The following is a 26,362-nucleotide window of genomic DNA, read 5'->3' on the forward strand; positions in this document are numbered from 1 at the left end:
ACTCCTTCTATTGCGAGCACGATTTCGTACGGTGCTCGGAAAGTTGGAGGTTCAGATGGTCACACTTTATCCACAGGGTGCTTTGCAAGGCAGAAACGGGAATCCCCACGCCCGCCAGCACTCCGACTCCATGCGACGGTCGCACGTAGACCTTGAGGTCATCATTCCCGCCTACAACGAGGCCTCCAGAATCCCCGGTACATTGCGCCAGACCATGGAATTCCTGGCTGCCCAGTCATGGTCTTCGCGCATCGTAGTGGTGGACAACGGCAGCGTCGATGAGACCGCTGCGGTCGTCCGCCGCGTCTCCCGTGAGCAGCGTGGGGGAGTCCCGGTATCCGTCGTGGGTTGCGCACGCCGGGGGAAGGGTGCGGCCGTCAGGCGGGGCCTCCTCAGTGGAACATCGAAATTCACCGGCTTCTTTGACGCCGACCTCGCCACGCCGCTGGAAACCCTCACCGAAACCATGGCGCACCTTTCGCGCGGGGCAGCGGCCGTCATCGCCTCGCGCCACGCACCTGGATCCACTTTCGTCCGACCCCAGCACCTTGGGCGCAGGGTGGGCGGCACTGCATTCCGGGTGTTGACCCGCTCCAAGGTCAAAGGAATCCAGGATACCCAGTGTGGCTTCAAGTTCTTTGAGCGCGATGCCCTGACCGCCGCCATGGTGCAGTGCCGCAGTACTGGGTTTGCGTTCGACGTCGAACTACTCCTGCGGCTCCAGGACAACAAAGCCAGCATCATTGAAATCCCAGTGGCCTGGACGGACGGAACAGAGTCAACGTTCCGCCCGTTCCAGGACGGCGTGGCCAGCTTCGCCTCGGTGCTGCAACTTCAGAAAGCGATGCCATGACGTTCGTACTGCCCGATCTGAACGCTCCCGGCCGGTTGGCCGGGAAGCATGTGCTGGTGCTGAACTGGCGCGATGTCCAGCACTCCCACGCCGGCGGTGCCGAGCAATACATGCACCAAATATCGAAGAGATGGGTGGAGAACGGCGTCAAAGTCACGTTGTTCACGGGTCGCGACGCCGGTCAGTCGCCGGAGGAAGTCATCGACGGTATCCGCATTCTCCGGGCAGGTGGTCCCTTGTCCATTTACGCCAGGACTGCCCTTCGGCTTTTGCGCAGCAACGTCCGGTTCGATGCCGTGGTGGACTGCCAGAACGGGATTCCGTTCTTCTCCCCGCTGTTCCTCCCCAAGGACGTTCCGATCGTCCAGGTAGTGCACCACGTCCATCAGGAACAGTTCCGCACCCGCTTCTCTCCACCCATGGCAGCGGTCGGCCGGTTCCTGGAAAACACGGGTGCCAAACGCGTCTACGGGCAGCGTGCCATTGTGGCGGTGTCACCCTCCACGAGGCTGGAACTGCGGAAGCTGGGCTTCGGTGGTCCTGTTCACGTGGTGCCCAACGGCACCATCGATATCCCCCGAAAAGTGGCGACCCGGACGTCTCCGCCGAGCATTGCCGTCGTCAGCCGCCTGGTGCCGCACAAGCGGTTGGACCTCCTGCTGGGGCAGTTCGCCGTTGCGGCGCGGAGTGTTCCACGCCTGCAGCTGGACATCGTCGGCGACGGGCCGGAACGGGCACGCCTGCAACAGCTCGCCATGGACCTTGGCCTTGGGCATGCCGTGACGTTTCACGGCTACCAGCCCAATGATGTCCGCGACCTGATACTCGGCAGGGCTTGGCTGACAGCGTCCACATCCGCTTCCGAAGGCTGGGGGTGCTCGGTGATTGAAGCGGCCGCATGGGGTGTTCCGTGTTTGGCACTCCGGGTTCCCGGCATACGCGATTCCGTGGTGGATGGCAGAACGGGCTGGCTGGTGGACAGCCCCCGTGAACTGGGCGGTGCCATGGTCGACGCCATCACGGAGCTATCAAAGCCCGGCATCGCCGCGGACATCGCGGCGCAGTGCCGGGACTGGGCCCGTTGCTTTACCTGGGAACGCAGCACCAGGCTGCTCACCGGGGTGCTGCTGGAGGAGGGCAAGTTGCGAAAGGACGGCGGGGATCCCCTCGCCGGCCACTCGGATCTTTCCACCTTGGTGAGGTTCGAATTGCCCGACGGCGCGCCCCTCCGGAGCATTCTGCGGCCCACGGACGAAGTGGCCTTGATCGACGACGGGCATGTTGCCGTGCTGATGAAGGGACGCGATGAATTCGAGGCTTTCGCAGCCCTGCAAAACATCGGAGTAGCCACTGCCGAGCTGCGCCAGGCAGACCACACTGCCCTCCTGGCCGGACCGGAAAGCATGCCTACTCCTGCTGATGCCATCGATGGCCATTAGCAGTACCCCATCGTTGGATGGGCCCCAGCGCACCAAGACCATCGAAGTGCAGGCCAGACCCCTGGCCAGGACACGGACCGAACGCAAGGACAGAGCCCAGGCACACAACTCAAAAGTAGCCAGAAACAGCGGCTTTCTAGCCATCTCCGCAGGAGTGGTGGGTGCCGTCAGTTACGCCTGCACCCTGCTGATGGCCACAATGCTTGAAACCACGGAATACATCCACTTCGCGTCAGCCGCAATGATTCTGGGCGTCGTGGGGATTGTTGCCAATGCATTGGTTCCGCTACCCCTGTCACATGTGGTGGCCGTTCACCCGGAAGGCTCCGAGGAACGGCGCAGCGGCATGGCATTCTCCGTATACGTGTCCGGTTTGGTGGGGCTTGCCGCGGCCATCGTCACAGGCGGCGTGACTCTCGCTGTGGCCACGCCTGCCATGGCCGCAGCCGTAGCGTTGGCCGCGCTTGCGATTTTCGTGGCCAACGCGCCTGCTGGTTGGCTTCAAGGGGAACTCCGCTTCACGTGGTATGCGGTGTCCACCATCGGTGAAGTTGGCCTCAGATTCATCTTCAGCCTGCTGGTCATTTGCTTGGCCTGGGGCGCCGGGGGAGCGGTTCTGGGCTTCGTCGCAGGGTGCTTGGCGCCGCTGGTTGTCCCGTGGTCGTTCTACCGGGACCTCCGCTGGCGGCCCCGCGTGCTGCTGGAGAAATGGCGATGGACTGAAACCAGCGATATCGCGCTGGTCCTTTGCGTGGTCTCGGTTCTGGTGGGCATCGACGTTGTGGTGGTGGGTTATCTCGACGGCGGGTCCACCGCCGCCGCGGGGTTCCAGGCGCTCGCTACGATCGCGAAAGGGCCGGTCTATGTTGCCGCCGGGACGGCGTTGGTGGCATTTCCGCTGCTCCGCACTCCCGGCGTGAGGACCGCCGAGGTGCTCGCCGCATCCTTTGCCTCCTTCGCGCAACTTGCCGTCGTGGCGTTCGCCATCATCGCTACTGCGCCGCCGTTGATGGCCGGCCTGCTCATCCCACAGAAGTACCACGGCTCCCTGGGGCTCTTGCCTTGGCTGGCAGCCTCCGGTCTCGGGTATGCCGTCCTCATGGTGCTCTCCACGGTCCTTCTGGCGATGCGTGCTTATCGCCGCTGCCAACTCGGCCTGGCGTGCGCCTGCCTCCTGGTCGTTGGCGGGCTATGGGCCGGCTGGGAGCTCAACGCGGTGGCGGGGATGGCGGTGGGCACCGCTATCGGCGCGGTGGCTTCCGGTCTGGTCATGGCAGTGTTGGCGGGTCCGATTCTTGCCGCTGCCAAGCCAGGAAAGGGAGCGGGCCGGTTCGCCGTCGTGGCCACCGCCCTGATTGTCATCCTTGCTGTGGCTGCCCACCCCCAGCCATTTGTTTGGCTTGCGCTTGCCATCGTCAGCGGCGTTACCGTGCTTGCCCACCAGCGCGGCTTGCTGCCGCATCGGAACGACTTCAGGCGACGACGACGACGGCGGCGGGTGGGTGCCGTTGTCGACTTGCGTAGCGCGCGGCGATCCATGGCACGTCCGGCAGAGGCCGGCGGTCGCGTGCAGTCCAACGAATACGGAACGGATAAATAGATGAGAGTCCTTCATTTGGGCTTTGAGGACCCCTGCATGCCCGGCGCAGGCGGAGGTTCAGTACGGACCCATGAAATTAACCGCCGGCTGGTGGCCGGCGGCTTCCGGGTCACAGTGTTGACCACCCGGTACCCCGGCTGGGAGGAACGCGTGCAGGACGGGGTGCACTACATCCCGATCGGCGTAGGGAGGGGATCGAACCGGCTGACCCGGCTGGCTGGCTACGTCATGCGTTTGCCCTTTGAGGTACGCAGGCGCCGCTCAACAACAGAGCTGGTGGTGGAGGACTTTTTTGCTCCGTTCTCCACTATGGCTGCACCCCTGTGGACGGGGCGCCCCACAATCGGCATCGTTCAGTGGCTTCATGCGACAGAAAAAGCACGGCAGTACAGACTACCGCTGCACTGGATCGAACGATTGGGCGTCAGGACCCATCACAGGCTCATCTCGGTTTCGCAGGGAATCGGTGAACGGTTGAAAGAGCTGAACGCGAACCTCCATGTCGATGTCATCGGCAACGGTGTGGACCCTGGCATGTGGGAGATTGGGCCCAAGCTCGGCAACGATGTCCTTTTCATCGGGCGCCTGGAGCGCGGACACAAAGGTTTGGATCTCCTGTTGGAGGCCTGGACACAGGCCTCCACGAGGATAAGCGGCAAACTGCTCATCGCCGGCACGGGCCCGGACGAAGACTGGTTGCATGGCGCCATCCAGGACGCCGGTCTCGCCGATCGGGTACAGATGCTGGGTTGGTTGTCCGGGGCGAGGAAATTCAGGGCAATCAGCGAGGCCCGGTTGCTCGTGGTGCCCTCCCGGCACGAGACTTTTGGGTTGGTGGCCATCGACGCCCTTGCAGCGGGCACCCCGGTGGTCGCCTTCGACATCCCATGTTTACGGGAAATCATCCCTCCCGGCGTTGGATGGGTTGTCAAGGCGTTCGACGTCAAAGAGTTCGCAGACCAAGTAGTCCGCAGCTACGCGCTGGAAGGACTGGAGCAGGTAGCTGCCCAAGGGCGGAAGTTCGCTGCCGGCTACAGCTGGGACGCGCTCGCAAAGCTTCAGGCTCAGGCCTATGCCGCAGCGCTCCGCGCTCATCGAACTCAGGGATCCCTCCCTGGCGGCGGCAAGTCCTTGTTTCTGAAGGAGCTTGAAGGGTGAAGCAATCACGGGTCGAGCGGTCCCTTGCCGGAGACTCACCCTGGCTGTTCCTGTCTCCACACCTTGACGACGCTGTGCTCTCCTGCGGGGCACTCATTGAAGCGCAGGCCCAAGATCGCCAAATCATCGTGGCTACGTTGTTTACTGAGGCGTCGCCCGCTCCGCACACGCGCGCGGCCCGTTCCTTCATGAGCCAATGCACCGTTAGGGACGCGGGGGAACTGTTTCGGGCCCGGCAATCTGAGGACCGGGCAGTACTGGAGGCCATGGGGGTCCAGCCCCTGCATCTGGGCGAAGTGGATGCGCTTTTCCGGCGTCGGATGAAGCCTGCGAAGTTGGGGAGCAGCGCGTGGGACAGGCTTCTTCCGGAGCTTACACACCGATATTCCACCTACCGGTTTGATATAGCGCTTGGCCGGGTCGCGAGGGGCGACCAAAAGGTAATCCGTCGGCTCAGGGACGACATAGCCGGGCTCATGGCTCGAACCAAGGCGGAATTGCTCTTTTGTCCTGCGGGGGTCGGGAAACATGTGGACCACCTCATCACCCGCGACCTCGGTAAGGAGCACGAGGAAAGCCTGGTGATGTACTCGGACTTTCCCTATGACCTTGTGTCGCAGGCGGACGAAAAGCACCTGGAACGCATTGGATATGTGCCTTGGACGTGGGACGTGGGCCTCACCGCCAAAGCGGAACGGATCCGGCAGTACGCAACGCAGGCGGACGCTTTGTTCCCCTCCGGAGAAATTCCAGTGCGTCCCGAGACCTACTACGTGCCTGGCAGATGACGCTGGACCGGACGCCAAACGGTGGAAACGCACTTATGAAAGGCATTATGAACTCGCTTGACCAGGCTGAAGCATCTCCCTCCGGGGCTCGGGGACGGAGGCGAGCCGAGAGGTCTCCGTGGCTGCTTCGCCGTCCATTGTGGGTCGCAATGATTCTGGGGTTGCTGGCTCTGGTGTTCCGGCTGTTCGGAGTTGAGCGAGCCAATGACGTCTTTATCGACGAAGTAACATACGCGGAGATCGCCCAGCAGGTGTCGCATGGCCAGTTGCCATCGATACTTGGGAACCCGTTCTTTCTCCATCCGCCAGGCTCGTTTGCTCTGAATGGCTTAGTGATTCGCGTGTTGGGTTTGGAAGGGCACCCAATGGATCTGGCCCTGCAGCTTCGATGGGTCAACACCATATTGGGAACGTTGACGGTGGTGCTCTGTTTTCTGTTGGTAAGCCGGCTTGTGGGAACGGTGCCCGCGGTCGTGGCCGGCGTCATTTTGGCGAGCGATCCCTTCGTCCTTCGCATGGATGGGCGCTTGATGATGGAGACACCGGCAGGTTTGGCAGTTCTGTCGGGTTGGTTGCTGGTGCTGCTGGTGCTGGACAGCAAGGCAGGCCGCAGGCGGGCGCGGCGGGAAGTTGCGGCCGGACTGGTCTTCGGACTGGCTATCGTCACGAAAGACATGACTGCCGCGTTCACTCTTGCCCCCCTTCTGGCCGCCGTGTTCTGGCGGAGAACGGTTCCCATGGCGACGGCCCTTCGTGTCCTGGCCGGTTCGATCGTTCCCTACGCGATTTACCTGTCTGTGGTCGCCGCCAACGGGTTGCTTCCGCAGTTCGTGGAGCAAAAATCGGTAGGTGTCCTTCGCATGGTTGGTGCCGTACAGATGACCGGCTTCAATACGACCCCCAAGGTGGACCTGACAGCCAGGCTCTTGGACATGGCCAGTCGGTTCGGCACCAGTTACCTGCTTTTGGGGCTTTCCATCGTGGCTGGTGCGGTGGCGGCCTTCTCTCCAGTGGCAAGCAGGCGCGTCATAGGCCTGTTCTCACTGATCACGGGTTTCGTGGGAGTTTATTCCGTCTTTTTCGGAGCGGCGGAGGAGCAATTTGGCTACTGTGTTGTGCTTGTCGCGCTGGTTTCTACACCGGTGGCTGCTGCAATGGTGGTTTCGTGGCGTGCGCGACTTCGAGGGGTTGTAACAGCTGCAGCGGCGGCCATGGCGGTCCTGAGCCTGCTCCTGGGTATTCAAGCGAGGTCGGTGGTGGATGATGGCCTTGTCCGTGCGCGGGATTTCATGAATGCGGAATTGCCGGAATCCGCGACGGTGGGGCTGACGTCGGTGACTGGTGAATTCGCGCTCTTGCCGCATCGAGGGTGGGAAGTTTTGCCTTCACTTCTATCCCTTAGGGATGGGAACGCCCAGTATGTCCTGACGCAGGGCCGGCCCCTAAAAGAGGGTTATGGTTTCGCCGCACCCGAGCTCCTCAACTGGTTGCAGGAAAATGCACAGCCTGTTTTCACCTTCACGGGACCGACGTCGGGAGACACCGTTCTGTGGAAGCTCGACCGGATGAAGCTCGACGCTGCGGTTTCCCAGGGACAGACAATTCCTCCTGTATCCGGAGGGTATCGATGAGGCGGAGGGTGCTTTCGACTTTGCTGCCGATCGTAGCTATTGGCTTGAATGCCGGTTGCGGGGTTGCGACCCAGCCAGCAGCACCCGAGACCATGTCATTCGGTGTTTTGGGTGCCACCTGTGCCCCTGAACGTATCGAAGCTCTTCGGGAAGCCGGGGTGACTGTGGTGGAACTGCCCCTGGCTTGGGATCGCTACGAGCCGGAGGTGGGGGTCGTTGATCAGCGCTACGTGGCGGGAGTGCGGACGCAGCTGCAAGATTGCCGTGACGCAGGCATGGTGGTTGTCCTGTCCCCGGGGCTGCATTACCCGCCTGATTGGGTGCGGAGCTTGCCCGGCGGGTTCTTGAAGGGCAGCGCCGGAGGAGTGCCGAAGGATTCCGGGGCTGAGCTGGTGTTCAGCGCTAAAGTACGGGAAGCTGCCCATGAGTATTTGGCCCGTATCGCATCCGATGTGGGCTTTGAGGGCATTGGGGCAATACGCGTAGGGACGGACGCCACGGGGGAACTGGGGTACCCGGGGCCGGAGGACGGCGGAAATGAGCGCGAATTCTGGTCGTACGGTGATCCTCCGCAGCTGGGCAAAGGATTGGCGGACGGGGTCGCACCTTCCCCCATGCCGGGGTGGGTTCCGGGCTCCCGCCTATGGAGCGGCAAGGCCGTGAGCCGTCAGCAGGTTCAGGCCTGGTGGGACTGGTACGCCGGGGCAGTGGTGGGAGCCGTCGTGTGGCAGGTGGATGAGCTTCGGAATCTCGGGTATCAAGGACGCGTGCACGTGCCGGTAGCGGGCAAAGGGGTCCTGCCTGCCGATAAAGCGGAAGCTCTCAGAGGCCGGCTGGACGGGCGGGCGAACCCGGACGGGGCGCAGGAACGTGGCCTGGATTACCTCGAACAATTCGCGGTGCTCTCCACCTTGCCTGGGGTTGACGTGGACTTCACTGGATTGGACGACATTTCGGCAGTGACTGCGCGCGCCGTGTCACCGCTACAGGACCGGTGCTTTCCGGGTGACGAAGTGCGGGTCGTGGAGGAGGACGTGACGGGTTGGTCTTCCCACAGGTACACCAGTGCCTTGGCCCGCCGGGCAGGACTTGGCGTAGTCGGCGAAAATCCTGGTGCCCCCTGGAAGCCGTACACCGGCGGCACACCGCTGTCGGACAGCCTGGCCGAGCAACTGCAGATCGCCCCTGGATATGCTGCCGAATGTGGGATGAGCATGTTCCTTTTCGGGTTCGAAGAAGACCTCTTCGACCCTGAGGGGCGCAGCGGGGTGACACTTGACCACTACAAGGACGTGATCAAGAGCCGCTAACGCCCAGCCCGCGTCATGTTCTCCTGGCTGCAGACACTAAACAGAAGACAGCTGGTTTGCTATAAGACCGCGTCAGCATCAGTCCAGGAGTCCATTTAGGCGTCTCCTGTCAGACCTGAGCCTCAAAGAGGAGATACTGCGAATGATCTGCAATGGAACTTCCGAATGCGATTCATCCCCATGCCACCGTGGATGTCGCGCATCAGTGCCTGATGACCCTGCAAGGGGCAGAGCGCGTCTGTGGCAGCGCCACCGCACGACGACGGTCGTTTCGGGCACTGCGCTGCTGGTAATGACTGCCATAACGCCAGCCGCGGCTTTTAGCCACGCCTATGTTCGAGCCTGCAGCGCCCCTCGTTGTCACCTCATCGGACTGTACCCTTGAGTGCTGCGACCGGTAGCAGTGCCACCGCCTTCTTTGCGGTCACAGCCAAGCCAAACGACGCCCTTGACGATACGGCTGGCATTCAGGGCAAAATCGATGCTGCAGGCGCGGCGGGCGGCGGCATCGTGAAGATGCCTGCGGGCACGTTCATTATCGACGGGAAGCTCCGTATGGCGAGCAACGTAAGACTCGAGGGTGCGGGGCCGGAGACGGTCTTGAAGGCAGGACCGAACTTCCTGAACAACACTGGTCCAGCTGGCGGCTATCCGATCGTGACCACGGCAGGAGCGAACAACACAACCCTGACGAATTTCACCGCGGATCAATCAGGGGACACATTGAACGGCAACGTGGCGGGCCGCTTGAGCGAGTATGCAGTCGACGTGCGCGACTCGAGAAACTCCCTCGTCAAAGGCATCCATACGAAGAACCCGTTCACCTACTCAATCGCTTTCGTTGGCGGTTCAAACTGGTGCGTTAAGGACAGCAGCACCCAGTCCGAAACCAACGGGAAATATACGGAGCTGGACGGAATCCACGCAATGAACACGGCTCACGGAGACATCGTGGGAAATGTCGTCGACCAACGAAAGGGAACGGACGGGGACGACGGAATTGCCGTTCACACGTTCGGTACTGAAGATGCCCACGATATTCGGATCGTCAACAACAACGTGCGCGGAGGCCGACACGGAGCCGGTATTGATCTTGCTGGAGGGTCCGGAGTGATTTACAACATCGATCTCAACGGCAACACCGTGTGGGGGTCGCCCCGCGGTTTGGAAGACGCTTATTACGACGGCACCAAACAGATGCACCACATCAAGGTGGTGGGGAACAACTTCAGGGACAACGACATCAAGTCGGTTGGCGGAGCAGTGGACTTTGAGCGTGCGGTGACGTACGTGACGATGACGGATAACCTGGCATGCAACTCAGGTGGTTATCGGCTTCCCGCCGGAACAGGAAATACGAGTCTCAGAAACACCCAGACCACGTTGTGCTGATGGACGCACGCTGACACCCTGCTGTCACTCCGCGTGGAAGGAATCAGCCAATGCCACCCTGTTCCGGCCCGCAGCTTTGGCCGCGTACAGGGCAAGGTCGGCTTCCCGCAAGAGTTGTTCGGTTCCGGAGCGCCGCCCGTCCTTGAACGCGGAGATCCCTGCGCTGATGGTCAGGACGCCGTCGGGGTCGCCGGAGTGTTCGATCCGCAGATCGTGCACGGCTGAGCGTATGCGTTCCATGACCTTCTCCGCGGTAGCGGCGGTCTGTTCCCGGAGGAGCAAGAGGAACTCTTCTCCGCCGAATCGGTAGACGGCATCGGACGCCCGGATCTCGCCGGACAGCGTGGCGGCGATGGCCACCAGCGCGGCGTCGCCTGCCTGATGCCCGTAGATGTCGTTGTAGCTTTTGAAGTTATCGACATCCACCATGGCCAGGCAGTAGCCTCGGCTCCCGTCCTGAAGGTCCCCCAGATCCTCCGACAACTTGAGCCGATTGTGCACCTTGGTCAGGGGGTCTGTGCGGGCCTGTTCCGTCAGGGCCGACCGGTAGCGGGCCAGGTCCGCGTGCAGGGACGTGATGCGCTGGGCGGCCAACAGCCTGATGTGCAGATTGAACGGGTCCAGTGGCTTGGTGACGTAGTCGTCGGCTCCGGCTTCCATCCCGGCGAGGACGTCCTGACGCGAGCCATGGGAGGTCACCAGAATGACGTACGTGTACCGGTCCCCTTCGGCGGCCCGGATCGCACGGCAAAGGTCCAGCCCGTTGAGTCCCGGCATCATCAGGTCAGTCACCACAGCTTCGGGGCTGTGCTCTTTGAAGAGCTGCCACGCCGAGTCGCCATCCACGGCCACGATGCACTCATGCCCGGATTGCTCCACGGCTGCCTTGGTGATCATCCGCGAAATTTGATCATCGTCCGCAATAAGGATCTTCACAGGGCCCCCAACAGGATGCGCTCCAGGGCGTGGTCCACCCCGGCCAGTTCCGACGTCAGCCGTTCCAACAGCCGGGATCCTTCAATTTCCAGCCCAGGTGCGGCCTCCCGTCCCAGCATCTCCAGTTCCTTGCACAAGGCCGCCGCTCCGACAGCTCCGATGTTGGACGCTGCGCCGGCCAGCTTATGTGCCGCCGCCTGCACTCCGGCAGCCTGACCGGCGTCGAGTGCGGAACGCAGCGCCGCCACGGTGCCCGCGGCATCCTGCCGGAAGGCCTCGATGGCCGCCGGCAGCAGTCCCACGCCGTCGTCGGGACCGAGTTCGCGCAGGATCTGCAGCCGCCCGGTGTCAAGAACAACAGCGTCCGACGGCGGTGCTTCCGCCGCCTGCGACGGCTCCCCAACGGCCTCCCCAACGGCCTCCCCACCGGCAGCCGGCGTGCCAGCGGTCCCGCCTTCCGCCGTCGTCGGTTCGTCAACCTGCGGGACCCAACGCGCGAGGACTGCCCGCAGCGTTGCGAGGTCCACAGGCTTGCTGATGTAGTCGTCCATTCCGGCGGCGAAGCAGCGCTCGCGGTCCTCGTTCAGGGCTCCGGCGGTCATGGCGATGATGGGGATGCGGGCTGAGTGCCCATTGCGGGCGCGGATGGCCCGGGTGGCGTCGAATCCGTCCATGACCGGCATATGGCAGTCCATGAGCACCGCCGCGTAGCGCCCGGTCAATGCAGCCGTGACGGCCTGGGCGCCGTCCTCAACGATGTCCACGGCGTAACCGAGCCGGTTGGCCATGCCACGTGCCACAAGCTGGTTGACTTCGTTGTCCTCTGCCACCAGCAGTGTGCCCAGTCGGTCATTGGGCTCCTCTGACGGAAGCGAAGGTACCGGTGACGGTGGGGCCGATACGCCGGTGGACCTGGTGGCCATGAGGCGAAGGAGCCGGTTGTAGAACTCGGAACTCCGAACGGGCTTGGTGAGGTACTCCCGGATTCCGGCCGTCGCCAGGTCAACCTTGTCCACCATCATGGTGGAGGTCAGGAGAATGATCGCTGGCTGTCCCGGATGGGAGCTCTCGCTGTTGATCTGACGTGCGAGTTCCAAACCGTCGGTGTCGGGCATGCACATGTCCACCACGGCAATGTCGTAGGGGTGACCCTCCAGGACGGCGTTGCGGTATTCGGTCATCGCGGTGGACGCATCGGCCACTGAGACGGGCGCCATTCCCCAGCTGTCCAGCTGTGTCTCCAGTACGAGGCGGTTGGTGGCGTTATCGTCCACCACCAAGACGCGGCGGCCCGCAAGGGTGGCCGGCAGCGTAAGGTTCTCTGCTGCCGCCGGACCGATGGGCAGCGACAGTTCAAACCAGAACGTGCTGCCCTTGCCCAGCTCGCTGTCCAGGCCAATCCGTCCGGCCATCGCTTCGGTGAGCCGCCGGGATATTGCCAGTCCCAGCCCGGTGCCGCCGTAGCGGCGCGTGGTGGACGCATCAGCCTGGGCGAATGATTCGAACAGGCGGTGGTGGTCTTCGGGACTGATGCCGATTCCCGTATCCCGGACTTCGAAGCGCAGCGAGGCGTGGCCGTCGTCGGAGGCCAGCACGGAGACTTTGATTTCCACTTCTCCCGATGGCGTGAATTTCACGGCGTTGGAGGAGAGATTCACCAGGATTTGCCGGATCCGGCCGGAATCGCCCATGAGCCGTCCGGGGACATCCGGGTGGCAGTAGGAAATGAGTTCAAGGTTCTTCCCCTGTGCGGCTTCAGTAACCAGGCCGGCCACTTCTTCCACCAAGGCCCGCGGATCGAAGGCCGTGACCTCCAGATCTACTTTTCCGGCTTCGAGTTTGGAGAAGTCCAGGATGTCGTTGATCAGGGTGAGGAGGACCTCGCCGGCACCTTTCACGCCTTGGGCGTACTGCCGTTGTCCTTCAGTGAGTGGAGTGTCCATCATGAGAGAGGTCAATCCAATGACGGCGTTCAGGGGTGTCCGGATCTCGTGGCTCATGGTGGCCAGGAATTCCGATTTGAGCCTGCTCGCTTCGAGGGCGGCTTCCCGGGCGGCGAGCAGCTCTGCTTCGGCGGCTTTGCGTTCGGTAATGTCACGCGAAATGAAGGCCACTCCGCGGATCCCGGACCCGCTCCGAACCGGGGACAGGGTGACCGACACTGGGATGATTGCACCGTCGCCGCGTTTACGCTGTGTTTCGTAGTTCTGGACATCGCCGTTCCGCGCCGTGGTATCCAGCACCTGCCTCTCCTTCTCCCGCACGCCCTCCGGGATGAAGAAGTCGCCTTTCGTGCCGATCACCTCGGCGGCCGGGTATCCGAAGATCTTTTCCGCGCCGGGGTTCCAACTGGTGATGACGCCGTCCAGGGTCTCGCCAACAATGGCATCGCCTGAGGAATTGACGATCGCACCGAGCCCTTCAAGCTCGGCCGTGCGTTCGGCCACCTTCGATTCGAGGTCGCGGGTGAGGGTCACATTTTCGACGACGATGAGCACCTGCCGCACGATAACGAACCCCAGGACTATCAAACCGGTGACCAGGAGGACGCGATCGGCGCCGATGGGGCCTGTCCGGGAAAAGAACACTGCGCTGAAGACCGGGAGGTACGGCAGCAATTCGAGAGCTACGGCGTAGCCGCGGCCGTCCTTGCGGGTACTGTCCGTTTCCGGAATCAGCGGGCTCAACGCGACCAGCAGGAAGGCGGAAACCCAACCCAACGCCAGGGGCGAGCCGGTCACGCCTGAGATGCCTTCCAGTGTGAGCCGCATGTAAGCGAGGTCCGTCAGGGCAAGGACCCAGAAACCGACGCCCAGGCTCAGCCAGGGAAGCCTGCGCCCGCGGGCTGCGCGCATGGTGAGGACGATGACCACCGAAACCATGAAGACATCCGCGATGGGGTAGGCCATCTGCGTGACGCGGGCAAAAGGGTCGCTGTTCCTGGCACTGGCCAGGGGGCCCAGCACCGAACTCCATGCGATGAAGAAAGTGGAACTTGCCACCACGCCGGCATCCAGGATAGTGCGCCGCAGAGGCAGTCGAAGCCCCTGCCCCCGCAACAGCAGCACCAGGCCTATGGAGGCCGGCAGCGCGTACCAAACAAAACCGACGTCGGCCAATGACGGGAAAGGGTAGTCGTGATCGAGGGTGATGCCGTTGAAAGTCCAGATGGCTTGCCCGGCGCCCCAGAGAGCCAGCCCGGCCACAACGAACCAGCGGCCAGCCGTGGAGTGCGGCTGTTTGAGGGCTGCACGGGTGTGGGTTGCCAAGGCGGTCAGTACGGCGGTGAGGATCGCAAGGTCGCCCGCGAGCTGTGCAGTGTGGGTGCCATTACCGCTGGTCAGCCCAACCACCAGCAGCACTGCGCAAAAGCCTGCCGCGATCAGGAAAAACGGCAAACCGCGTCCCGACCACGAGCGCTTGGACAGAACCTCGTGCTTCACTCCCGCCACTGAACCCCTGCCTTCAAAAGTGGCCCCACCAAAAGCGAACAACGCCGTCTTAGCTGCGCTGAGGAGAGCATACGCTGAAAACACCCGTTCAGGGCACAATAAATGTCCTGTTAAGAACGCTTGACACCACGTGCCCGGGCGGCACCGGACTGAGTACTGCCAAGTAGTCCGTTCCCTGAATCCGCGTATTACCTGACGGCCGTGTGCCTGCTCCCAGGGGAAAGTCGAGTAGCTCCTACTCGTGCAGACGGCAATACCCAATTCCTATATTTGAATTCGCAGGGGTTTATTGCAATTCCGTTCCTCCGGCTCAGCGGTGGATCGCACCCCGTCGTTATGCGGCGGTGCACCTCCCAATACATAGCTGCGCTTTCTCTACCGGGCCACAAAGGCTCCAACGCGCGGTCCCAGCCATGGAGTCCCGGAGTTCCCATGAACATGAATGATGTAGAGCTACAAACGTCACTGAACAAAAACAGCGGTGTCGGCCGGCAACCACCCTTCAGCAAATCCAAGCTCATGATTGCCGGTGCGGTCCTGGCAATACTGGCGTTGATTCCCGTGATTTTCGGGGTGGTCAATTGGGCTACCCACCCGGCCGGTACCGAACAAGCGGTATCGAATGAGCAAGCAGCCGCACCTGAGGCAGTGCCATCAGCACCGGCAAGCAGCGCGGCGTCAACCGCGCCGGCCCAGGACGCGGGAGCCCAAGCAGCTGCGGCAGCAGCGGCCCCGGCTGCTGACGTACCGGCTGCCGCTCCCGCGGCTGAACCAGCTGCAGCACCAGCGCCGGTCGCTGAAGCAGCACCGGTCGCCGAGCCGGCTCCTCCGGCAGCCCCAGCGGGTGATCCCAACCTCTACACGGTGGTATCCGGTGACACAGTGGGCAGCATCGCCGCAAGGTTCGGTGTGGACGTCAACGCGATGTTGGCTGCCAATGGCCTGAGCGCCTACTCGGTGATTGTCCCGGGACAAGTCCTGAAGCTCACGGGTCCGCCCGTTGCCCCGGTTGCAGCACCAGCGCCGGCACCCCAGGCTCCGGTGGCACAAGCCCAGGCCGCAGCAGCACCCGCAGTGGTCGCAGCTCCCGCGCCAGCACCGGCCGTCAGGACCATCTATGTTGCAGGCGCCGGCGGCCAGTCGCTGGTGGATGCCTGCATCGGGCCGATCAACTACACCCCAACCAACGCTTATGCCGTGTTCATCACGGAACACGACTTCTGCGGAGGGTGGGCCCGCTTCTCGGGAATCGGTGTAGGAGAGACCGTGTCCATTCCAGGCTACGGAACGTTCACCGCCACGGGCAGGGGACAAGTTCCCAACCCCGGAACCACCAATGATGTGGCAGCAGTGTTCGGCGGCTTCCCCGCCGTCGTCCTGCAGACCTGCATCCCGGGCACCAACCAGATGCTGGTGATCGCCCTCAACTAATAAGTGACACCTAGGCCGGCGCCGTCAGGCGCGCGAACCGGAGGATACCCAGGATGGCCGGGGCCAACTGATCCTCCATCTGGTGGTAGACCTCTTCCGCTCGTCGGTAGGGGTCTACCACGTCGTTGTCTGAAGGATCGGACGGCAATGCCAGGTGCCGCACTGAGGCTGCACGGGCCGGGAGGGCGCGCCAGAAGTCAACGATGTTCCCGGTGGCGGGAGCGTCGTCGCGCGTTTCCAGGACGGCCAGCATGCGGGCGAATTCGCGGACGGTGAAGGTGCGCTTCAGCAGTGACGCGTCCAGCTGGAGGACTTCGCCGCGGTGTTTGGAGGTCATGGCCAGCACCAGGTCGGTTTCGCGGAGGATCTTCTGGTTCAGCTGCCGGGCGGCAAAGTCGTCCGGCGTCCCGCGGAAGGTGCTGATGATCTTGGCGGACAGCGGCTGGATGGGTTCGCCTACCAGGGCCCTGGTACCGGCGCTGCGGACTTCGAATGATCCATGGCTTACCTGGTTGAGCCCGGCCTGCAACAGTCGTTCGGCCACGGGGGAGCGGCAGATGTTTCCGGTGCAGACGGTGAGGATCCTGAAGGGCTGGGGCGATTCCACGTAGAGCTCTTTCCTTGCGATGGCGCGGGACGGTTGAGGCCCCACCCCAAGTTAACACGGGGATTCTCAGGAGCCTTGTCAACAACGCCAGAGCATTGAAAGAGGCTGAATTCATCCACGGCGCCATGCACCAATCATCCACGGCGCCATGCGCCAATCATCCACAGCGCCATGCGCCGAACGCTTGACGGCAATCACCCGCTCCGCATATTCTGAACGAACGGTCGGTAATTTATTAGGAGCAACCATGGCATCGCAGAATCTGCAGTCAGTGCCCGCTGAGCTGTCCCCGGAGGAACAGGAGCGGGAGGCAGCCGGTCAGGCGTACTTTGATCGCATCATCTCGGAGGACTCGCGGATCGAACCGCGCGACTGGATGCCGGCGGCTTACCGCAAGACGTTGCTGCGCCAGATCTCGCAGCACGCGCATTCGGAAATCATCGGCATGCAGCCGGAAGCCAACTGGATCACCAGGGCGCCGAGCCTCAAGCGCAAGTCCATCCTCATGGCCAAGGTCCAGGACGAGGCGGGCCACGGCCTGTACCTCTACTCCGCAGCAGAGACGCTGGGACAGTCCCGGGACCAGATGATGGAAGACCTCATCGCCGGCAAGGCCCGGTACTCGTCGATCTTCAACTACCCCACGATTTCCTGGGCAGACATGGGTGCCATCGGTTGGCTCGTGGATGGCGCGGCCATCTGCAACCAGGTGCCATTGTGCCGTGCCTCGTACGGTCCTTACGGACGCGCAATGGTGCGTATCTGCAAGGAAGAGTCCTTCCACCAGCGCCAAGGTTTCGAGATCCTGCTGGAACTGTCCAACGGCACGCCTGCGCAGAAGCAGATGGCCCAGGACGCAGTGAACCGCTGGTACGCGCCGTCTCTGATGATGTTCGGCCCACCGGATGACGATTCACCCAACTCCAAGCAGTCCATGGCGTGGAACATCAAGCGGTTCAGCAATGACGAGCTGCGCAGCCGGTTCGTCGGGATGATGGTGGAGCAGGTCCGGGTCCTCGGACTGACCCTGCCTGACAAGGACATCCGTTTCAACGAAGAAACCAAGAAGTGGGAGCACGGACCCCTGGACTGGAACGAGTTCAAGGAAGTCCTGGCCGGCCGCGGTCCCTGCAACTCGCAGCGCGTCGAGCGCCGCCGCGAGGCACACGAGAACGGTGCCTGGGTTCGGGAAGCAGCAGTGGCGTACGCCCGCAAGCAAGCAGAGAAAGTGAACGCAGCATAATGGCTCCCCACGGAAACCCGGAAGAACCGGCCAGCGCTGCCGGCGAGATCAAGCGCGAAGCCCCCAAGGTGGCTGCCTCCACGGCGGAAAGCACGACGGCGGCACCTGCCTCAGCCGCGAAGGTCACCGCGGGTGGCGCCAAGGAAGAGCACCCGTGGTCGCTCTGGGAGGTCTTTGTGCGTTCCAGTCGCGGGCTGTCCCACGTGCACGCTGGTTCGCTGCACGCTCCTGACGCCGCCATGGCCCTTCGCAACGCCCGCGATCTGTACACGCGCCGTAACGAGGGCGTGTCCATCTGGGTTGTCCCGGCCGAGGCCATTTCCTCCAGTGATCCCGATTCCAAGGGTTCCTTCTTCGAGTCGCCGCAGGGCAAGGATTACCGCCACGCGACGTACTACACCAAGAGCGAAGGCGTGAAGCACCTGTGAGTACCAACGAGACCGACTTCGCCATCGAAGGCCACGGCGACATCTCCGTCGGCGTCCACGGCGCCGGTGCCTCCGGCGATGGTTCCGCCAGTGCCACCCGCATCACTCCGGGGAACGCTCTGCGTCCTGAGGACATTGCCCTGGAAATCAGCCGCGGCCAGGTCAAGCCGACTGAGGACGTGGCAGAGTTCGCCCTTCGCCTGGGCGACGACGGACTGATCCTCGCCCAGCGCCTGGGTCACTGGATTTCCCGTGCTCCCGAGCTTGAGGAAGACATCGCCTTGGGCAACATCGCGCTGGACCAGTTGGGCCATGCGCGCTCTTTCCTGACCTACGCCGGTGCTGCCTGGGGGAAGTCCGAGGACGACCTCGCCTACTTCCGCCGCGAGCACGAATTCCGCTCAGCGCATCTGTTTGAGCAGCCCAACGGTGACTTTGCGGTGACCATCGCCCGGCAGTTCATTGTGAGCTTTTACCAGTTCGAGCTCTACACGGCGCTCATGGAATCGACCGATCCAACCATCGCTGCCATCTCCGCGAAGGCCGTGAAGGAAGTGGATTACCACCGCGACCACAGTGCACAGTGGGTCCTGCGACTGGCCGGCGGCACGGACGAATCCCGGAAGCGGATCATTCAGGGCTTCAAGCTGGTATGGCCATACGTGGAAGAAATCTTCGAGGACGACGAGCTCACCACGCGCCTCAGCGAAGCCGGCGTCACTGTGCAGCCCTCCAGCCTCCGCGAGGCCTTTGACCGCCTCACCGGCGAGATTCTCGCCGAAGCAGAGCTGGAGCTCCCCAACGTTCCCCAGTCATTGGGTGGCGGCCGGCGCGGCAAGCACTCCGAGCACCTGGGCTTCATCCTGGCCGAAATGCAGGTCCTGGCCCGCGAACACCCGGGTGCGAGCTGGTGACAGAGATGGCTACCATCGCAATGACCGCCGAGCAGCGGGCCTGGGAGATCGCCTCCACGGTCTGCGACCCGGAGATCCCGGTCCTCACAATTGAGGACCTGGGGATCCTGCGCGGCGTGCGGGTTGTTGACTCGCCCGAGGCTGCAACCGCTGAAGGCGCGCACGACGGCGGCCCGGCAAGTACCGCCGTCGAGGTCACCATCACGCCCACGTACTCGGGTTGCCCGGCAATGGATGCCATCGGCGATGACCTGCGCGCGGCGTTCACCCAAGCCGGTTACGCCAACGTGGCCATCAACCTGGTGCTGTCCCCGGCGTGGACCACGGACTGGATGACCGAGTCCGGCAAGGCCAAGCTGGAGGAGTACGGCATCGCGCCGCCGAGTGGCCGTGCCGCTGCCGGTGGCCATTCCGGTCCGGTACGGCTCAGCCTCGCCGTGAAATGCCCGCAGTGTTCGTCGCTGAACACCAAGGAACTCACCCGCTTCGGTTCCACGTCCTGCAAGGCGCTCTTTGTCTGCCAGGACTGCAAGGAACCGTTCGACTACTTCAAAGTCCTCTAAGGAAATCCATGACCACCGAAACACAGACGGCCAGCCGCCGTCGTGCGTCTTTCCATAACCTGACCGTCGCGGAAGTCCGGCGACTGACGGACGACGCCATCGAGGTCACGTTCGGTGTTCCGGCCGAACTGGCCGGCCAGTACGACTACCTTCCCGGCCAGTACGTCGCCTTACGCACCACGTTGCCCGATGAGAACGGTGAGCCGCACGAGGTCCGCCGCAGCTACTCGATTTGTGCGGAGCCGCGCAGCTTCGAGGACGGCAGCAGCGAGATCCGGGTGGCGATCAAGAAGGACCTCGGTGGCCTCTTTTCGACGTGGGCCAACGCTGAATTGAAGGCTGGCGACGTCCTGGACGTTATGAGCCCGCAGGGTGCCTTCATCTCCCGGCACGGCAAGGACGGCTCCGCTGTCCAGCACAACGTCATGAACTCGATGAACCACCCGGAGGAGCTGGCGGGGGAGCCGGGCAACTTCGTGGCGATCGCTGCGGGTTCGGGCATCACTCCGGTGATTGCCATTGCCCGAACGCTGCTTGCCGCCAATCCTGAGACCACGTTCGATCTCGTGTACGCCAACAAGGCCGCCATGGACGTCATGTTCCTGGAGGAATTGGCGGACCTGAAGGACAAGTACCCGTCCCGACTGGCACTGCACCACGTGCTGTCCCGCGAGCAGCGGATTGCGCCCCTGATGACGGGCCGCATCGACGCTGAGAAGCTGCAGGCGCTGCTGTCCTCGGCGATCCACTCCGACGACGTTGATGAGTGGTTCCTGTGCGGGCCGTTCGAGCTGGTCCAGTTGTGCCGCGACACCCTCGCAGCCCGCGGTGTTGAGCCGGAGCACATTCGGTTCGAGCTGTTCACCACCGGCCGCCCGGACCGTCCCGAGGGCCATGCCGGCCGCCCGGTTGTGGAGGACGAGTCGCAGGACACGTACAAGATCACTTTCAAGCTGGACGGCCTCACCGGGGATGTCGCCAGCCCGACCCACGCCCGCGAGTCCATCCTGAACGCCGCGCTGCGTGTCCGTCCGGATGTTCCGTTCGCGTGTGCTGGCGGCGTGTGCGGCACCTGCCGCGCCAAGCTGATCACCGGTACCGTGACCATGGACGAGAACTACGCCCTGGAGCAGGACGAGTTGGACAAGGGCTACGTCCTCACCTGCCAGTCCCACCCCACCAGCGAAGAAGTGACCGTCGACTTCGACGTCTAAGGAGTCCCCATGATCGAGCTCTCCATTGCCAACGGCATTGCCGAAATTGTCCTCAACGCCCCGGAAAAGCTGAACTCGCTCAACGAGGACGCGCTGCTTGAGTTGGGCAAGGCGTACGACGACGCCGCTGCCGCTGCCTCCCGTGGCGAGGTGCGGGCGCTGCTGCTTCGCGGAGAGGGGCGCGCCTTCTGCGCAGGCCGCGACATTGCGGGCGTCACGCCGGAAACCGACGACGCGCAGGCCTACCTGGGCGGTTTGGTTGAGCCGCTGTTGAAGAAGATGGCTGCTTTTCCTGCGCCCACCTTCGCCGCCGCGCACGGAGCTTGCCTCGGTGTTGGACTGGGTCTCCTGCTCGCGACGGACGTGGTGTACGTGGCGGAGAATGCCAAGTTCGGCTCGCCCTTTGCCAAGCTCGGGGCGACGCTGGATTCCGGTGGGCACTGGTACTTCACCGAGCGCCTGGGCATGCACCGCACGCTGGATCTGATCTACACCGCGGACCTCATCTCGGGAACCGAGGCCGTGGCGCAGGGACTCTTCAGCAGGGCCATGCCGGACGACGCCCTGCTGGCCATGACCCGCTCCATTGTGGAGCGGGTGGCTTCTGGCGCTACCCAGGCCTTCGTTGCGTCCAAAGAGCTGGTGGCGCACATCCGCGATCAGCGACTGGGCCTGTGGGAGTCCATGGCCGAGGAGAACACCGAGCAGGCCCGCCTCTGCAAGACCGACGACTATGCCGAAGGTTTCCGGGCGTTCCAGGAGAAGCGGGCGCCGGTTTTCAAGGGCTAGTACACCCAACCCTGTCAGCGCTGCACGCGGGACGCCCGAACCACGTTTGGAGGTTTCTCCAAGGTGCGTCCGCCTACGATAGTCCCCATGAAGTCCGTCCGTGAGGTGCGCTCCGCCGCCGTCGTGATCAACGCAGCCTCGCGTCGAGGTGCCGCGGCCAGTGGGCCGGCGGTGGACATGCTCCGTCAGGCAGGACTGCCCATTTCTTCGGCGCAAGCCGTTTCCTCCGGCGCGGAACTGGGACCGACCCTCGAGCGGGTGATTGCGGAGCAGCATGACCTGGTGGTTGTCGGTGGCGGGGACGGCACTGTGAGCTATGCGGCTGGATTGTTGGCGGGAACCGGGACCGCCTTGGGTGTCCTCCCGCTGGGCACCGCCAATGACCTCGCCCGTACGCTCGAGATACCTGGCGTACTCGCTGACGCCTGTGCCGTGATCGCGGACGGCAAAGTCGTCGACATAGACCTTGGCAGGGCGAACGACCAACCGTTCCTGAACGTCGCTTCCGTGGGTCTCTCAGTGGGCGTGACCGAGGCACTGAGCCCGCAACTGAAAAAGCGCATCGGCCCATTGGCTTATGGGGTTGCCACAGTCAAGGCCTACGCGCGGCATAAACCGTTCCGCGCCAGGCTGGAGTTCCCTGACGGGGACCACTCCACCCTGGAACTCGAGGACTTGCTGCAGGTGGCGGTGGGAAACGGCCGGCACTATGGCGGGGGCAACACGGTGTCCCCGATGGCCGGAATCGATGACCACATGCTCGACATCTACGCGATCCTTGCGGCACCACTCCGGGAGCACGTGAAGATCGCGCGGTTGCTCAAAGACGGAAGCTTCATTGACCATGATCGCGTGTTCCATCTGGCGACGCGGCGGGTGCGTCTGGTCACCGAGCGTCCGATGTCCGTGAACCTCGACGGCGAGATCGCCACCGAAACGCCGACGGACTTCACCGTGCAGCGGAACGCGGTGCATGTGGTCGTGGCACAGGGGACCACGACCGCGACGTTCGATGGTCCGGCGAGGACCTGAGCTGGAGTCATTCAAGACGGTCCGGCAAAAAAGCGCTAGACGAACTCCTTGAGGAGCTTGTATCCGGCCACTTTCCCTTCCAGGGAGATGACGGCCATGTCTTGGTCGGTGGTGCTCACGTCAGTGAGGGCGCCGTAGGTGAAGGCCGGCGCAGCGGAGCCGCTCTTGAGGCACGGGAAGGCGATGAAACGTCCAGCGGCAGTTCCGTCGCCGGAATAATCCTGCTCGGTGCGCTTTGCAGGTACTTCATACGAGCCATATTTCCAGCACACAAAGGCGTCCTCGAAGCTGGCTCCGCGGAACTTTCCAGTGCGGGTATCCATCAGATTCGACTTGAAGGGGTTACCCGTGATGACAAATTCGCCGTGGCTCGCCGAGGGTATGAGGCCAGTGACGCCCCAGCTGCGCACCTCTACCGGCTTGCTCTCCCATGCGGCACTTCCCGTGAGGGGATCGTAGCCAACCACCTTCGAAAGACCGCCCCGGTAGGTTCCGGAGGGAAATTCGATGAAGCCATCCTCGTACTCACAGCGAACGGGGAAAGCGTCGCCGCCCTCCAGCTTTGTGGCCTGAGTGCCCATAGTGTCGGAACACTCAACCTGGGAACCGTCCGCCGTCCACAGAACCCGACCGCTGGATGCGCGGAACCCAACTGTTTTTGTTGTGTCGCGCAGCTTCATCGAGTGGGTTTCCTTGGTCACTTTGTCGCGAGCGTAAGGCGTTGGGTTGATGCCGACAGAGCCCACGTAGAGGTCCAGTTCTTCGGAGTACACGAAGTGCGCACCCAAATCCGCGCTGGCTCCCTTCCCGAACATCTTTTCCAGCTCTACTTTCCAGACCACCTCGCCGTGCCGGACATGGGCAAGTGATTCCGCGCCCCCGGACCCCACGGAGTACAGCTCCTTGCCGACCGGCCGGAACACTCCGGACAGTGGGGTAATGTCTGGCTCATCCTCACCCAGGTCCAGATCGACCCAGTGCTCAAACGACCCATAGTCCTTGTCGAAGGTGATGAAGCACATGTCATCGACGTCGTCGCAGGCGTAGGGCCGGGTGGTGATAAGTTCTGCCTTGCCGCGGTACAGTTCCTTGCCCGTTGTCAGGTCAAAGGCCACTGGGGCGGTCCACCAGGTGAAGCCGCCGTTGTCGGCCGGCGGGGTGGCTGCCTGCAGGAAAATGGCTGCGCTCTTCCCTGAATAAGTCCTGGTAACAACGGGTTCCAGGGGAGTGCCGGGGGAGTCCAATCCCGGGTGAACCGGTTGCTTCCACAACTCCTTGCCAGTGGCCACAGAGAGGGCATGCGCTTCCACTCCGCCGGAAACACGGGTGTAGACCAGTGCCACACCGTCGGCGACCACCGGCTGACCGATGGGTTCCAGCGCAACTTCCCAGGCCGCCGTCGCGGGTTCCTTGTTGCGGTCCGGTACTTCTGCGGAGGCAGGCGGCGTGCTTGTGCTGGATTCGGCCGGACGGGGCAACGGAAGCATGGTGCACGCAGAGAGCAGGACGGCCGAGCCGATCGCCAGTGCACCGAGTCCAAGCGATGTGAAGCGGGCACGGAGCATCGCGGGTCGAGAATGAGTCAAAGTTCCCCCAGAAAAAAGGCCATCGAGACGTGGCTCACATAGAGACTACAGCCACTGGAGTCAAGTCACAGCCATAGGCTGTGTGGCCGGACCTGAGGGCGTCTTACGTCAGGGCCGGCCACACTGGCTGCTGCTGGGGAAGGGGGGAAAGCAGCCAAAGGCGCCGCTGGCTTCGTCGTCCAAAGGCCAGGCGGCGCTCCGTGATTGGTTGGCGAGGCTCCTGCCTCCCAACTGCGGCCGTCCCCCGTCCCCCAAAAATCGGACAGCCTCACATCAAAGCAGTGCGTGTCGCGGCGGAATCGTGTCGCATTTTTGGGGGAGATTCCGCAGCCACGGCGTTTGTGACCCGCAACACAATGTGCCGCGGGCCCGGCTACACTGAAGAGGCGGCGCACGCCCCCGACCGTGGTCCGGCAATTCGATGGTGAGTTGGAGGAATCTGCATGCCAAGTGTCACTGCTGACGCAGCGCGCATTGATGGCCTGAGGCTATCCGCACCGTCTGAGTACGCGCGCATCCTCCGCAAAGCCCATGAAGCAACCATCTCCGGCCGCCCGGATCCCCATATTCCGGCGTCGTTGTTGGAGTCCTGGCAGCGTTCCCTGGCGCTTGGAATCAACCCCGAGCGGCACAGCCCTTTGCGCCGGCACGAGGTGGAGGAGGCCCGGACTCTCGGCGCCGGTCACCCGTTGGCGCCCGTGATTCCGGCGCTCACGCAGCTTCTGGCCGACGAAACCCCGGACGGGAGGCACCTCCTGATCGTCACCGACCATCAAGGAGAGGTGCTGTGGCGCGTGGGAAGCAGCCATGCCCTCCGACAGGCCGATGCGTTGGAATTCGTTGAGGGTGCCGACTGGTCGGAGTCGGGAATCGGCACCAACGCCATCAGCGAGGCCCTGGTTACTGGGGCGCCGGCGCAACTGTTGTCCGCCGAGCACCTGGTCCGTTCCCATCACGAGTGGGCTTGCACGGCCTCACCTATCCGGGACCCACACACCAACCGGATCCTCGGAATCCTCGATGTCTCCGGGCCAATCAACACCGTCACCCCGGACAGCCTTCGCATGGTGCGTTGCGCTGTGCGCTTGGCCGAAGAGCTGCTGCGGTCCAGTCGCCCGGCTGCCACTGTCGCCGACGGGGCCCCCGCCACCCTGACGCTGAACCTGTTGGGGGACAAGCCGACAGCAGAGGTCGACGGCGGTGCCCGCCTCCCGCTGACACTGCGCCGGGCCGAAATCCTGGCTTTGCTCGCCTCACGTTCGGGTGGGTGGAGCGCTGACGAGTTGGCTTATCACGTGCACGGTGAGGACGGTGCTGCCGCTTCTGTTCGAACGGAGATGCACCGGATCCGGGCAGCACTGGGGAAGATCGTGGAGGCCAATCCGTATCGCTTCGCTGCCGGCATGGAGGTGCTTACGGACGTCTCCACGGTTACTGGTCATTTGCGCGCGGGGTGCGTTGCGAAGGCTCTCGAGGTATACCGTGCGCCGCTTCTTGCGCGTTCCGGAAACCTCGCAATTGAACTCCTTCGCGACGAGCTCAACGCAGCCGTCAGCGCATCCGTGCGGGCCAGTGGCGATCAGGAGCTCATGCTGCGTTGGTGTTCCACGGACATGGGCGCCACTGACTTCGATGCGTGGGCTGCGGCCGGAGCTACCGCTGGCAACGACCCACGTCTCGGCCTGCTGCAGGCCCGGATGGCCCGGAGAGACCGCGAGTTCGGGGCGTAGCCTCGGTCCGGGTTGCCCTATCCAACGACGGCTTAGGGGACAGGAGTCATGGATCCCCAGCCCGAGCCGACCTGGCTGCGGCCCAGCCAGCTCCCGGAACCGTTGCTGGGGTACAGCCAGAGGACGCCGTTCCTGTCGGCGGCCAGGAGATCTGTGTTGCCGTCCCCGCTGTAGTCACCTGAGCCGATGATGGCGGTCATGACGTTCCAGCCTTGGCCGACTTGGGTCCGGCCCAACCAGCCACCCGAGCCGTTGCCGGGGTACAG

At 63.3% G+C, this 26,362-nt stretch carries 21 protein-coding genes and 1 pseudogene; 17 read left to right on the forward strand and 5 right to left on the reverse strand.

Annotated features, from left to right (window positions below; genetic code table 11):
• Nucleotides 1-55 precede the first annotated feature (55 nt).
• The 8 genes from ACFVSI_RS14740 (at nucleotide 56) to ACFVSI_RS14775 (ending at nucleotide 10,171) form a co-directional block, all read left to right on the forward strand.
• Nucleotides 56-853 carry a glycosyltransferase gene (locus ACFVSI_RS14740; RefSeq protein ID WP_387824965.1) on the forward strand — a complete coding sequence of 266 codons (798 nt, stop codon included), beginning with the start codon at nucleotides 56-58 and terminating at the stop codon, nucleotides 851-853.
• Nucleotides 850-2,292 (forward strand): glycosyltransferase family 4 protein, encoded by a 1,443-nt coding sequence (locus tag ACFVSI_RS14745; protein WP_387824968.1) that lies wholly within the window; start codon nucleotides 850-852, stop codon nucleotides 2,290-2,292. Before ACFVSI_RS14740 ends, ACFVSI_RS14745 begins: the two co-directional genes overlap by 4 nt.
• Nucleotides 2,282-3,892, forward strand: coding sequence for a lipopolysaccharide biosynthesis protein (locus ACFVSI_RS14750; protein WP_387824971.1), 1,611 nt, complete (start codon nucleotides 2,282-2,284; stop codon nucleotides 3,890-3,892). The genes ACFVSI_RS14745 and ACFVSI_RS14750 overlap by 11 nt, the downstream gene beginning before the upstream one ends.
• Nucleotides 3,893-5,050, forward strand: a complete 1,158-nt coding sequence (locus ACFVSI_RS14755) for a glycosyltransferase family 4 protein (RefSeq protein ID WP_387824974.1) — start codon at nucleotides 3,893-3,895, stop codon at nucleotides 5,048-5,050.
• Nucleotides 5,047-5,838 carry a PIG-L deacetylase family protein gene (locus ACFVSI_RS14760; RefSeq protein ID WP_387824977.1) on the forward strand — a complete coding sequence of 264 codons (792 nt, stop codon included), beginning with the start codon at nucleotides 5,047-5,049 and terminating at the stop codon, nucleotides 5,836-5,838. Before ACFVSI_RS14755 ends, ACFVSI_RS14760 begins: the two co-directional genes overlap by 4 nt.
• A 161-nt stretch (nucleotides 5,839-5,999) precedes the next feature.
• On the forward strand, nucleotides 6,000-7,469 hold the full coding sequence (locus ACFVSI_RS14765) for an ArnT family glycosyltransferase (protein ID WP_387824980.1): 1,470 nt from the start codon (nucleotides 6,000-6,002) through the stop codon (nucleotides 7,467-7,469).
• Nucleotides 7,470-7,477: 8 nt separating this feature from the next.
• Nucleotides 7,478-8,779 (forward strand): hypothetical protein, encoded by a 1,302-nt coding sequence (locus ACFVSI_RS14770; RefSeq protein WP_387824983.1) that lies wholly within the window; start codon nucleotides 7,478-7,480, stop codon nucleotides 8,777-8,779.
• A 381-nt stretch (nucleotides 8,780-9,160) separates the two neighbouring features.
• Nucleotides 9,161-10,171 (forward strand): glycosyl hydrolase family 28-related protein, encoded by a 1,011-nt coding sequence (locus ACFVSI_RS14775; protein WP_387824986.1) that lies wholly within the window; start codon nucleotides 9,161-9,163, stop codon nucleotides 10,169-10,171.
• 24 nt (nucleotides 10,172-10,195) lie between these two features.
• Here the strand turns inward: ACFVSI_RS14775 and ACFVSI_RS14780 are convergent, their stop codons facing one another.
• Nucleotides 10,196-11,107, reverse strand: coding sequence for a diguanylate cyclase (locus ACFVSI_RS14780; RefSeq protein ID WP_387824989.1), 912 nt, complete (start codon nucleotides 11,105-11,107; stop codon nucleotides 10,196-10,198).
• Nucleotides 11,104-14,559 carry a response regulator gene (locus ACFVSI_RS14785; RefSeq protein ID WP_387824992.1) on the reverse strand — a complete coding sequence of 1,152 codons (3,456 nt, stop codon included), beginning with the start codon at nucleotides 14,557-14,559 and terminating at the stop codon, nucleotides 11,104-11,106. Before ACFVSI_RS14785 ends, ACFVSI_RS14780 begins: the two co-directional genes overlap by 4 nt.
• Nucleotides 14,560-14,991: 432 nt before the next feature.
• On the opposite strand from ACFVSI_RS14785, the gene ACFVSI_RS14790 reads away from it, so the two are divergent.
• Complete coding sequence (locus ACFVSI_RS14790; protein WP_387824994.1) at nucleotides 14,992-15,990, forward strand: LysM peptidoglycan-binding domain-containing protein; 999 nt, start codon at nucleotides 14,992-14,994, stop codon at nucleotides 15,988-15,990.
• Nucleotides 15,991-16,000: 10 nt separating this feature from the next.
• Here ACFVSI_RS14790 and ACFVSI_RS14795 read toward each other — a convergent pair whose 3' ends face one another.
• A complete protein-coding gene (locus ACFVSI_RS14795) occupies nucleotides 16,001-16,597 on the reverse strand; it encodes a low molecular weight phosphatase family protein (protein ID WP_387824996.1) in 597 nt (198 codons plus the stop codon).
• Between the two features lie 247 nt (nucleotides 16,598-16,844).
• Here ACFVSI_RS14795 and paaA point away from each other — a divergent pair, with 247 nt between their 5' ends.
• The 7 genes from paaA to ACFVSI_RS14830 all read left to right on the forward strand — a co-directional run bounded on the left by paaA (nucleotide 16,845) and on the right by ACFVSI_RS14830 (nucleotide 22,780).
• Entirely contained in the window at nucleotides 16,845-17,840 is a 996-nt protein-coding gene (gene paaA, locus ACFVSI_RS14800; RefSeq protein ID WP_377545683.1) for a 1,2-phenylacetyl-CoA epoxidase subunit PaaA, read from the forward strand.
• Nucleotides 17,840-18,268, forward strand: coding sequence for a 1,2-phenylacetyl-CoA epoxidase subunit PaaB (paaB, locus tag ACFVSI_RS14805; RefSeq protein ID WP_387825000.1), 429 nt, complete (start codon nucleotides 17,840-17,842; stop codon nucleotides 18,266-18,268). Before paaA ends, paaB begins: the two co-directional genes overlap by 1 nt.
• Nucleotides 18,265-19,182 carry a 1,2-phenylacetyl-CoA epoxidase subunit PaaC gene (paaC, locus tag ACFVSI_RS14810; protein ID WP_387825003.1) on the forward strand — a complete coding sequence of 306 codons (918 nt, stop codon included), beginning with the start codon at nucleotides 18,265-18,267 and terminating at the stop codon, nucleotides 19,180-19,182. The genes paaB and paaC overlap by 4 nt, the downstream gene beginning before the upstream one ends.
• Before the next feature lie 5 nt (nucleotides 19,183-19,187).
• Entirely contained in the window at nucleotides 19,188-19,745 is a 558-nt protein-coding gene (gene paaD, locus ACFVSI_RS14815) for a 1,2-phenylacetyl-CoA epoxidase subunit PaaD (protein ID WP_387825006.1), read from the forward strand.
• An 8-nt stretch (nucleotides 19,746-19,753) separates the two neighbouring features.
• Entirely contained in the window at nucleotides 19,754-20,959 is a 1,206-nt protein-coding gene (gene paaE, locus ACFVSI_RS14820; protein WP_387825009.1) for a 1,2-phenylacetyl-CoA epoxidase subunit PaaE, read from the forward strand.
• Between the two features lie 9 nt (nucleotides 20,960-20,968).
• On the forward strand, nucleotides 20,969-21,748 hold the full coding sequence (locus tag ACFVSI_RS14825; RefSeq protein WP_387825012.1) for an enoyl-CoA hydratase/isomerase family protein: 780 nt from the start codon (nucleotides 20,969-20,971) through the stop codon (nucleotides 21,746-21,748).
• A gap of 87 nt (nucleotides 21,749-21,835) precedes the next feature.
• Nucleotides 21,836-22,780, forward strand: coding sequence for a lipid kinase (locus ACFVSI_RS14830; RefSeq protein WP_387825019.1), 945 nt, complete (start codon nucleotides 21,836-21,838; stop codon nucleotides 22,778-22,780).
• A gap of 35 nt (nucleotides 22,781-22,815) precedes the next feature.
• On the opposite strand, the gene ACFVSI_RS14835 is transcribed toward ACFVSI_RS14830, so the two are convergent.
• A complete protein-coding gene (locus ACFVSI_RS14835) occupies nucleotides 22,816-24,366 on the reverse strand; it encodes a hypothetical protein (protein WP_387825022.1) in 1,551 nt (516 codons plus the stop codon).
• Between the two features lie 443 nt (nucleotides 24,367-24,809).
• Between ACFVSI_RS14835 and ACFVSI_RS14840 the strand changes: the two genes are divergently transcribed.
• Nucleotides 24,810-26,096 carry a GAF domain-containing protein gene (locus ACFVSI_RS14840; protein WP_387825025.1) on the forward strand — a complete coding sequence of 429 codons (1,287 nt, stop codon included), beginning with the start codon at nucleotides 24,810-24,812 and terminating at the stop codon, nucleotides 26,094-26,096.
• 32 nt (nucleotides 26,097-26,128) lie between these two features.
• Here the strand turns inward: ACFVSI_RS14840 and ACFVSI_RS14845 are convergent.
• Nucleotides 26,129-26,362: pseudogene (locus ACFVSI_RS14845) on the reverse strand (serine protease); the annotation flags it as partial.

The sequence above is a fragment of the Paenarthrobacter sp. NPDC057981 genome (assembly GCF_042886835.1).
Taxonomy (GTDB): domain Bacteria; phylum Actinomycetota; class Actinomycetes; order Actinomycetales; family Micrococcaceae; genus Arthrobacter.

Excerpts from the sequence above, each read along its gene's own strand:
- ACFVSI_RS14740 (WP_387824965.1), top strand. The coding sequence starts at position 56 with ATGGTCACACTTTATCCACAGGGTGCTTTGCAAGGCAGAAACGGGAAT.
- ACFVSI_RS14745 (WP_387824968.1), top strand. The coding sequence starts at position 850 with ATGACGTTCGTACTGCCCGATCTGAACGCTCCCGGCCGGTTGGCCGGG.
- ACFVSI_RS14750 (WP_387824971.1), top strand. The coding sequence starts at position 2,282 with ATGGCCATTAGCAGTACCCCATCGTTGGATGGGCCCCAGCGCACCAAG.
- ACFVSI_RS14755 (WP_387824974.1), top strand. The coding sequence starts at position 3,893 with ATGAGAGTCCTTCATTTGGGCTTTGAGGACCCCTGCATGCCCGGCGCA.
- ACFVSI_RS14790 (WP_387824994.1), top strand. The coding sequence starts at position 14,992 with ATGAACATGAATGATGTAGAGCTACAAACGTCACTGAACAAAAACAGC.
- paaA (WP_377545683.1), top strand. The coding sequence starts at position 16,845 with ATGGCATCGCAGAATCTGCAGTCAGTGCCCGCTGAGCTGTCCCCGGAG.
- paaB (WP_387825000.1), top strand. The coding sequence starts at position 17,840 with ATGGCTCCCCACGGAAACCCGGAAGAACCGGCCAGCGCTGCCGGCGAG.
- paaD (WP_387825006.1), top strand. The coding sequence starts at position 19,188 with ATGGCTACCATCGCAATGACCGCCGAGCAGCGGGCCTGGGAGATCGCC.
- paaE (WP_387825009.1), top strand. The coding sequence starts at position 19,754 with ATGACCACCGAAACACAGACGGCCAGCCGCCGTCGTGCGTCTTTCCAT.
- ACFVSI_RS14825 (WP_387825012.1), top strand. The coding sequence starts at position 20,969 with ATGATCGAGCTCTCCATTGCCAACGGCATTGCCGAAATTGTCCTCAAC.
- ACFVSI_RS14830 (WP_387825019.1), top strand. The coding sequence starts at position 21,836 with ATGAAGTCCGTCCGTGAGGTGCGCTCCGCCGCCGTCGTGATCAACGCA.
- ACFVSI_RS14840 (WP_387825025.1), top strand. The coding sequence starts at position 24,810 with ATGCCAAGTGTCACTGCTGACGCAGCGCGCATTGATGGCCTGAGGCTA.